Annotated in this window: 10 protein-coding genes; 4 read left to right on the top strand and 6 right to left on the bottom strand. The window is 70.3% G+C overall.

All coding sequences use genetic code 11. The features are described 5' to 3' along the window. Positions 1-36: 36 nt before the first annotated feature. Positions 37-378, bottom strand: a complete 342-nt coding sequence (locus ACFU7Z_RS30415; protein WP_380781022.1) for an ASCH domain-containing protein — start codon at positions 376-378, stop codon at positions 37-39. Between the two features lie 181 nt (positions 379-559). Here ACFU7Z_RS30415 and ACFU7Z_RS30410 point away from each other — a divergent pair, with 181 nt between their 5' ends. Both ACFU7Z_RS30410 and ACFU7Z_RS30405 read left to right on the top strand, forming a co-directional pair. Beyond that, positions 560-973, top strand: a complete 414-nt coding sequence (locus ACFU7Z_RS30410; protein WP_380781020.1) for a hypothetical protein — start codon at positions 560-562, stop codon at positions 971-973. A gap of 102 nt (positions 974-1,075) precedes the next feature. Next, positions 1,076-1,288, top strand: coding sequence for a hypothetical protein (locus ACFU7Z_RS30405; RefSeq protein ID WP_380781018.1), 213 nt, complete (start codon positions 1,076-1,078; stop codon positions 1,286-1,288). Between the two features lie 51 nt (positions 1,289-1,339). Here the strand turns inward: ACFU7Z_RS30405 and dacB are convergent, their stop codons facing one another. The 4 genes from dacB to ACFU7Z_RS30385 form a co-directional block, all read right to left on the bottom strand. Then, a complete protein-coding gene (dacB, locus tag ACFU7Z_RS30400; protein ID WP_380781016.1) occupies positions 1,340-2,830 on the bottom strand; it encodes a D-alanyl-D-alanine carboxypeptidase/D-alanyl-D-alanine-endopeptidase in 1,491 nt (496 codons plus the stop codon). A gap of 233 nt (positions 2,831-3,063) precedes the next feature. Next, complete coding sequence (locus ACFU7Z_RS30395) at positions 3,064-3,831, bottom strand: DUF4097 family beta strand repeat-containing protein (RefSeq protein ID WP_380781014.1); 768 nt, start codon at positions 3,829-3,831, stop codon at positions 3,064-3,066. Positions 3,832-3,954: 123 nt separating this feature from the next. After that, positions 3,955-5,295, bottom strand: a complete 1,341-nt coding sequence (locus ACFU7Z_RS30390; RefSeq protein WP_380781012.1) for an FtsX-like permease family protein — start codon at positions 5,293-5,295, stop codon at positions 3,955-3,957. Next, positions 5,292-6,032 (bottom strand): ABC transporter ATP-binding protein, encoded by a 741-nt coding sequence (locus ACFU7Z_RS30385; RefSeq protein ID WP_181970363.1) that lies wholly within the window; start codon positions 6,030-6,032, stop codon positions 5,292-5,294. The genes ACFU7Z_RS30390 and ACFU7Z_RS30385 overlap by 4 nt, the downstream gene beginning before the upstream one ends. A gap of 306 nt (positions 6,033-6,338) precedes the next feature. Between ACFU7Z_RS30385 and ACFU7Z_RS30380 the strand changes: the two genes are divergently transcribed. Then, positions 6,339-7,349, top strand: coding sequence for a histidine kinase (locus tag ACFU7Z_RS30380; RefSeq protein WP_380781010.1), 1,011 nt, complete (start codon positions 6,339-6,341; stop codon positions 7,347-7,349). Next, entirely contained in the window at positions 7,346-8,050 is a 705-nt protein-coding gene (locus ACFU7Z_RS30375; protein ID WP_380781008.1) for a response regulator, read from the top strand. The genes ACFU7Z_RS30380 and ACFU7Z_RS30375 overlap by 4 nt, the downstream gene beginning before the upstream one ends. A gap of 114 nt (positions 8,051-8,164) precedes the next feature. On the opposite strand, the gene ACFU7Z_RS30370 is transcribed toward ACFU7Z_RS30375, so the two are convergent. Beyond that, complete coding sequence (locus ACFU7Z_RS30370; protein ID WP_380781006.1) at positions 8,165-8,275, bottom strand: DUF397 domain-containing protein; 111 nt, start codon at positions 8,273-8,275, stop codon at positions 8,165-8,167. Between the last annotated feature and the right edge of the window lie 295 nt (positions 8,276-8,570).

Genomic DNA, 8,570 nt, shown 5'->3' with positions numbered 1-8,570 from the left:
GCCGACTTCCTGCGCGGCGAGGCTGGCCGTCCCTGGTTACGGGGTGAGTCGCAGGTGGATAGCGAGGACGCCGAGCTGCTCCTTCTCGGGTGGGTGGATCTCGCGGCAGGCGGTGAGGAGTTCGGTCCGGCTCATTCCCTCGGAGCCGATCGCCTCCGGGGCCTCGGTGTCGAGCATGGCGTCGAAGCTCGGGTACTCCGTGACGCCGGTGACGATGGTGCGGCAGTGGGTGTCGCCGGATTCGAAGAGGAGGGTCTGTCCCGGATGGATCCTGCGCATGCTGGGGTAGCCGACGCGTACCTCGATGGTCTTGGTGCCGGCGGCGATCAGGTCGAGGTAGGGGCGGCGGATCCGGATGACGCGTTCCTGGTCGGGCACGGGATGGTGTTCCAGCTTCTACGCCGAGGTGGGCAGGGACAGTTCGGCTGGATGTCCGGGTAGGGCCTTTCCCGGGGTGTCGGACCTGGGCCCCCGACGGCGAAGGGCGGTTACTGCACTTGATCGGGCTATGGTGGTAACCACCTGACAGGTGAGGGATGGTTCCGGTAGATCTGTGCGCGTGAATGACTCCACGCCAGAGGGTGACGAGCCCGCCTCCTTCGTCGAGAACGCGAAGAGCCTGTACAGGAAGCACAAGCCGAAGATCACCGCCATCGGCGGTGCAGTCTGCGTCGTGGCCCTCGCCATCATCGTCACCAGTCTCGCCGAGGGGCGGGACTCCGAGGATGCCGAGGACCAGGAACAACTCCCCGCCCCCGAAGCTACGGACCAGACTCGTTGGTCCTCCAGCGACTATGACCGCGACCCCTTCCTGCGAAGGCTCCCTGCCGGTCAGCATGCCAGTGAGGAGGCCAACGCGAGGTACAAGGAATTGACGGGTAACAACCTTCCGCCTGGTTACACCTTGGTTCGCCGGTGGTTCTTTCCGAAGGACTCCTCAGAGGATGAGACCCCCGGCGAAGCCGCAGCCTGAGCGAAGGCACTGTCGCATCTCATTCCTGTGCAGTGCTGACGGACGCCCTGCAGAACGTCTTTACCGCCGCTGACCTCCGGAAATCTGCGAAGCTGGGGGTGCGTGCCATTGCTCGGACCGATCGGCCGGATGGTGGCCCTGGACAACCTGCTGCCCACCGCGCGGCGCCGGCGCGTCAAGGCCCGCAGCCGCGAGAACCCGATGAGCACGTACGGGCCGAACGCGGGAGAACGCCCGCAAACCACCCGGACCCATGCCCTTTCCGTCGAGATCCACGTCATGGAAGACGGACCTGCAGCACGCCGCCGCCGGTAGACGCGACGGCGTTGGAGTCCCGGTCGTCTTCGAACCAGGTCAGGATGGCCTTCACGCCTTGGGCGACTTGTAGATGGTGGCGGCCATCGCTCCCAGTTGCTTGTTGGCCTTGAGCGCGAGGTCGATGGCATCGCTCACGGAGTCGCTGGGCACCGGGATGTTGTTCACGTAGATCGCGAAGGCGTAGCGGTGGCCGTCCTTCGCATCGATGTAGCCTGCGAGCGCCTTCGTGCCGAGGGCCAGCTTGCCCTGGTAGGGGCTGACCAGGGTGCCGGTCTTCGCGCGGATGTGTCCTGCGGCGGGGTCGGTGCGGTCGATGACGTCGGCGAGCGAGCCGTCGACGCCCATGTTCGGCATGGAGTCGTAGAAGACGTCGAAGTCGTCCTGTCGTGCCAGGTGCCGCAGCAGCGCCACCTGGGCGGTCGGCGTCGCCTTGTCGCCGGGGAGGCCCTGGGCGTCGACGAGGCTCACCGAGTTCGGGTCCACTCCTGAGCGGGCGAGGAACTCCTTCTCGGTCTTCATGCCGTCCGCATAGGTTCGTTGCCCGTTGTGTGCCGCCATCAGCGGCGGCAGCAGGTTCGCCCCGAGGTTGTGGCTGACCTTGTTGATCAGCTTCGCGTACTCCTTGAAGGGCGGAGAGGTGTAGGTCGCCGATACGGGCAGCGAGTTCACTTCCGCCGACGGGGGGAGCCTGCTGTCGGGGTTCGCTCCCAGCGAGGGGGCGGATACGCTGACGCCGTTCCTGGCGAGTGCCTCGATGAGGACGGTGCGGGCGAACGCCGCCGGGTCGGGGACCTGGTAGGTCGTCACGAAGGGGGCCTTCGCGTCCGCGGGCACGGAGCCTCGGACCCGGATGTGACCAGGGCTCACGCTTTCGGTCGTCACCGCCGGCCTGCTTCCGGCGGGTGTGGTCGTCACCTGCGCGTCGACGCCGAAGGCGGCCGTCTTCGGGCGCCAGTCGACCTTGGCCGGCTCACCGGGTGCGCCCGGCGTGATGAGCACGTCGATGAGGTTGTCGTTGACGATGGTCGGGGTGACCGGCAGCCCGCCGATCGACACCGGATCCCAGAGTCGGTTGTCGATCACCACGTCGCCGTCGACGTGGCGGACTCCGCTGGCCGCGACCTGTCGGGCCAGTTCGTTGACGCCCGCCAGCGGGTCCTCTGCGGTGATGGTCGCCATGCCGGGGACGGCGTTGGCGTCGTAGTGGTCGAAGTCGGGGACGTCCAGTCCGCCTGACGCGGTGGTCCGCCCGCCGAGTGCCAGGTCGCCGTTGCCGACCAGGATGAGGTCGCCGGAGAGCCGCCCGTCCGCGGAGACCGTACCCGAGTGCACCACGGGCGTACGGAAGCGATGGTCGTCACCCAGGACGTCGAGCGCGGCACCGACCGCGAAGGTCTTGGCCGTCGAACCGGTCATGAACTGGGAATCGGCGCCCTTGGACTGGACGACCTTCCCGGTCTGCAGGTCGGCGACCTGCAGGCCCCACTGGCCCGACGACCACGGCGCGGTGCTCATGAGCTTCTGCAGCTCGGCGCTCACCCGTGCGGCACCCGGTGCCGGAGAGGCCGAGTCGTCCGTGGAGTCGTGGGAGCACGCCGTCATCGCCACGGCGGCCGTCATCGAAGCGGCGAGCGCCAGGGCCGTACGCCGCCGTGCCCGAGGTGTCCTGATTCCGGAGGGGGAGTTGCTTGGCATTCGTTCTTTCCTGTTCGACTTTCCTGTTCGGCTTTCGCGCTCGATCGAAGGCTTCCGGCCCGGTTGCCGCGCGGCGGTCAGGGCTTCCCGCCCTTGCCGATGGCGATGCTGCCGTTGCGGGTCCGGACGGCCACGGAACGGCCGCTCGCCTCGTCCTTCGCGACGTTCACGGTGACGTCGCCCTTCTTCGCGGCCGTGCGGACCGCGTACGTCGAGTCCGGCAGGCCCAGCTCGACGTCGCCGTCCCTGCTCTGCACGTCGACCAGGTCGGGCACGGCGGCCAGGCGCAGGTCGACGGTGCCGTTGCGCGAGGTGACGCTGACGGACCGGGCGGAGATCCCGTCGCCCTTGATGCTTCCGTCGCCGCCTTGCAGGGCCAGCCTGGCTCCGTGGAGGTCCGACAGCCGGACGTCGCCGCCGGCGGTCCGGGCCGAGAAGTCCGCGGTGAAGCCGGTGGCCTCGATGCGCCCCTTGCCGCTCTCGGCGGTGACGGCGACGGCGCGCGGCACCTTCACGGTGTACTTCGCGCCGCAGCCCACCGAGATCCCCGTGCAGTCCAGCGAGAGTGTGAGCGTGCCCCCTTCGAGCTGCCAGCCGGACCCCACCTCCCCGCCGACCTTCGTGCCGCTGACCCGTCGTTCCACCTGAACGTCCTCGATGTCGGCGGCCACCAGCGCGAGGTCGGCGGAACCGGAGTCGACGGTCAGGCTGCCGCCGGCGAAGTCGAAGGACTTCGATTCCACGGTCGCGTCGGCCGAGGCGCCGTCCGTGGTGCAGGCCGTGGCGGCGAGGCCGAGGAGGGCGGCTCCGCCGAGGGCGAGAAGCGTGCGGGTGGTCGGTTCCATCGGGTTCTTCCTTCGTCAACGAGCATGAACGGGCAAGGTGGTGCGGGTTCCCGCGCCCCGGTTCACGAGCGCAGCGCCCGGTTCACGAGCGCAGTGCCCGGTTCACGAACGCCGCGCCCCGGTTCACGAGCGCAGCGCCCGGACCGCGACCGTGCGCGACACCCGGGCCGCCTGCAGGACCAGCGCGAGGCAGGTGGTGACCAGCGTCGCGGCGGCGAGCGCCCCGAGCGTGGCCCAGGGGAGGCCCGCCAGGACCCGGACGGCGTCGGTCCGGGCTCCGAGGGCGGTGGTGAAGCTCGACACGGCGACGAACAGCGCGCCGAAGACGATCGCCGTCCCCGCGTAGATCGCCCCCTCGTAGACCATCGACCGGGTGACCACGCCCGGCCGCGCACCGGCCACCGTCACGACGGCGCAGTCGCGGGCGCGCTCCCGTCCGACGAGGGCGATCACGGCGAGGCCCCCGACCCAGGAGACGACGAAGACCCAGCCCAGCACGACCAGGATGTTGTCCAGCCCGGCGTTGCCTCCGGGCATGACCTTCCCCATCACCATGAAGAGGCCGACGAACGACAGGGAGAGCGCGAAGGGCAGCACCGTGGTGACGCTCCTCGTCGCGCGGGCCCGGCACGACTGCACGGCCAGGTGCCAGGCGACGCCGCGCGAGGGCATCAGCGCCGTCCAGAGCCTCATCAGCGGGGTGAGCACCCACGGCCCCATGAGCAGCAGCAGGCAGAGGAGGAAGAGGTTCCCGGCGAACGCGAAGGCCGTCCGCTGGGCGAGCCCGCCCTCGAGTTCGAGGCCCAGGCCGGGGATCCACATCCCGACCACGCCGGCGAGCAGGCACAGGGCGAGGCCGCCGCGGGCGACGCCCGGCCGCGCCGGGGGGTCGGAGAAGTCCCGGAAGGCGCGCATCTCCGGCGTCCTGGCGGCCCGCCGGGTGACGCCCCAGCCGCCGAGCAGGCACGGAACCAGTCCGAACAGCACGCTCACGCCGACGTACCAGAACCGGAACCCGGCCGCGGCCCCGTGCAGTTCGAGGCCCGTCCCCTTCCACTGCGCGAGGGCGACACCCGCGACCAGCAGGGCGAGCGGTGCGGCCAGCGCGCCGGCCACCGCGCCCAGCACCACCGTCTGCGTCCGCAGGACGAACCTGACCCGGTGGCGCGGAATCCCGAGGATCACCCACAGGGCGTGCTCGCGCCGCTGGGTCGTCAGCGTCAGGCCGACCGCGGAGGCGACGACGCCCACGGCGGCGAGCACGGTGAAGAAGACGATGTTGCCGCCGAGGGCGATCGACGCGGAGACCATCCGTGCGTCACCCGCCGCCCGCGCCGCCGAGACGGCGGTGAACATCGCGATGGCCGAGCCCGCCGAGCACGCCGCGCCGACCGTGGCGCACAGGAGCGTCCACCACCACATCGACGCCTGCAGGCGGATGTCCGACAGCACGAGCCGGATCACGACTCCTCCCCGCCCGCCTCGTCCGCCGACTGCGCCGAGAGGACGGCGTCGCCCACCGCGCGGGAGTCGCCACCGGGGATGACGGCGTGTACCCGCCCGGACCCCATCACCACGACCTGATCGGCCCGCGCGGCCGCGTGGGGGTCGTGGGTGACCATGAGCACCGTGCTCCCCTGCGCGGGAAGCGCCTGCAGCCAGTCGAGCACCACATGACCCGACTTGAGGTCGAGCGCACCCGTCGGCTCGTCGGCGAAGACGATCCGCGGCTGGTTCGCCACCACCCGGGCCACCGCGACGCGCTGGCGCTCGCCACCGGAGAGGCGGTCGGGGCGTCGCCGCGCGTGCTTGGCGATGCCGAGCCGCGCCATGGCGTCCTCGACCCGCGCCCGGGGCACCCGGCGGCCGGCGAGCCGCGCCGGCAGGGCGATGTTGTCCTCGACCGTCAGCGAGCTGACGAGGTTGTACTCCTGGAAGACGAAGCCGATGTTCTCGCTGCGGAACGCGGCCTGCTTGCGGGGGCTGAGCGAGCGGACGTCCGTCCCGAGGATCTCGACGGACCCCGCGGTCGCCCGCTCCAGCCCGGCCGTGCAGAGCAGGAGCGTCGACTTGCCCGAACCGGAGGGGCCGACGACGGCGGTCAGCCGGCCTTCGGGAATCTCCAGGTCGATGTCGTGCAGGACGCGCGTCGTCTCGCCCCGGCGGCCGGGAATGGGGAATTCCGTCCGAAGGCCGCGCAAACGAATGCACGGCACGGGAGCGGCAGTGGGAAATGGCATGAATCAAGGAAAACAGGGCCGGGCAGTGGAGTGCACGGGAGCCTGCACTGCTATCGGAGGTAGACTTGGATCTACCGCCCGACCGGTCCGAACCGTGCGAAAATGTCGATCATGGCGCAGATCCGTGTTGCCCGGAGGCTGCTGACCGAATTCGTCGCAGCGGCCGCCTTTCCGATTCTCCTGATTTCCGTTCTCGCCGCACCGGTCTCGGTTCCGGTGGTGGCCGAACTGGACCGCTCCAGGGCGCAGTGGTGCGGAGTCCGGACGATGCCGCTGCGGCCCGCCGACCGCAGCTGGCCGCAGTGGGTGGCCGGCCGGCTGCGGACACGGTCGGTGTGGAGGACCGACCTGCCCGTGTTCGTCACCGCCGCGCTCCTGTCCGCGCTCTCGCTGCCGGTGGGCTTCTTCGGATTCCTCGGCGCCCTGGCGCTGGTGTTCTCCCCCGTCCTCTGGGGTTTCGGCATCGCCGCGGAAGTCGGCCCGTTCACCCCGGCCGCCCTGTGGGAAACCCTCGTGGCGGTGCCCGCGGGAATCGCCCTCGGCGCGGTCACCGTGGGCGCGCTGACAGGTATCTCCCTGCTCCGCGACCTGCTCCTGCGGGCCTTCTCGGGGAGCCGGAACCCCGACCTGCTCGCGAAACTGGAGGAACTCCGCACCAGCCGGGCCTCGCTGACGGCGGCCTTCGAGAACGAGCGCCGGCGCATCGAGCGCGACCTGCACGACGGCGCCCAGCAGGAGCTCGTCGCCCTCGTCATGCGCCTGGGAATCCTGGAAGCCGCGGCGACGGCCACCGAGCAGGAACGGATCGTCCAACTGGCCCGCCAGGCCCAGGCCCAGGCGGAGCGCGCGCTCGAACGGCTGAGGGAGACGGTGCGCGACATCCACCCCAGCGAACTGAGCGATCTCGGCCTCGTCGCCGCCGTCCGGGAACTGGTGGCCAGATCACCGTTGCGGGTCGAACTGACCAGCACCGGTACGGACGCCTGGCTCTCCTCGCCGATCGCCGCGGCCGTGTACTTCACGGTCTCCGAGGCCCTGACGAACATCGCCAAGCATGCGGGCGTCGGGAGCGCCCGGATCGACATGCGGTGCACCGAGAGCGGCGTCCGCGTCCGGGTGGGCGACGACGGCGCCGGCGGCGCGCGGATCAGCACCGGATCCGGGCTCTCCGGGCTGCGTGAGCGGATGCGGAGCGTCGGTGGGAACCTCGAAATCACCAGCCCGCCGGGCGGCGGAACGGAGGTCGTGGCATCCGCCCCGGCCCAACCCCCGTGGTGACGGAATTCGACAGGGAAAGCGACGGGAAACCGATTGTGAGAATCATCCTGGCGGACGACAGTCTGCTGATACGCGCCGGAATCCGGGAGATCCTGGTTTCCAGTGCCCACGACGTGATCCGCGAATGCGAGGACGCCGACGAACTGGTCGCCGCTGTCGACGACCTCGCCGCCGCCGGAGCCGCCCCCGACCTGGTGATCACGGATGTCCGCATGCCGCCCGGGAACACCGACGACGGACTCCGGGCCGCGATCGACATTCGGTCGCGGCACAAGGACCTGCCGGTCCTGGTCCTCTCCGCCTACGTCACGGGCCCGTACGTGCGCGAACTCCTGAACGGCCCGGGCGCCGACGGGGCGGTTGGCTACCTGCTCAAGGAGAAGGTGGGCAGAGTGGCGGACTTCCTGCGGGCCGTCGAGACGGTCGCCGGCGGCGGAGTGGTGATCGACCCCGAGGTGGTCCGCCACGTCACCCGCGCCGACCCGCCGCGGGGCCCGCTCGCCCGGCTCACGGCCCGCGAGCAGGAGGTGCTCGCCCTCATGGCCGAAGGCCGCTCCAACGCGGAGATCGAGGCAGAACTGTTCCTCTCGGGCGCAGCCGTGGCCAAACACGTGGGGAACGTCTTCCTGAAACTCGGCATGCCCTCCGGCGAGGACAACCGCCGGGTGAAGGCCATCCTGACCTGGTTCGAATACAACTAGGACTTCAACGCCGTAGCGTCCACCGGCGGCGGCGTGCAGCAGAACGGTGCAGCTGATCCGCTCCGTGGCCGGACCCGGCCGCCGAGCATCTGGCCGACCGGGGAGACCCTTGGTTCAGACCTCGCCGAACTCGTCACTGCGGTGAGTGGTGACGAACGGTTCCCAGGCCTTGGCGGCAAAGATCAGGGCCGGTCCGTTCGGGTCCTTGGAATCGCGGACGGGCATCACGTCGGGGAATCCGGGCGCCACCTCGACGCAGGTGCCCCGTTGTTGCCGTACCCGGACCTGTGCCAGCTGGCGTCGGTGCAGCGCGGATCACCTCGAGCGAAGCCATCTTGGACAGAGACTCCGTCCGGAGCTGATCGTCGTGCTGTCGGATCGGGCCGCCCCACACCACTCGCCCCTGGCTCCCGCGCAGGAAGTCGGCTCGGTCGACTTCCTGCGCGGGTGAGGCTGGCCGTCCCTGGTTACGGGGTGAGTCGCAGGTGGATAGCGAGGACGCCGAGCTGCTCCTTCTCGG

It is taken from the genome of Kitasatospora sp. NPDC057518, assembly GCF_042802075.1.
Taxonomy (GTDB): domain Bacteria; phylum Actinomycetota; class Actinomycetes; order Streptomycetales; family Streptomycetaceae; genus Kitasatospora.
This window is presented reverse-complemented; position numbering and strand designations above follow the sequence as displayed.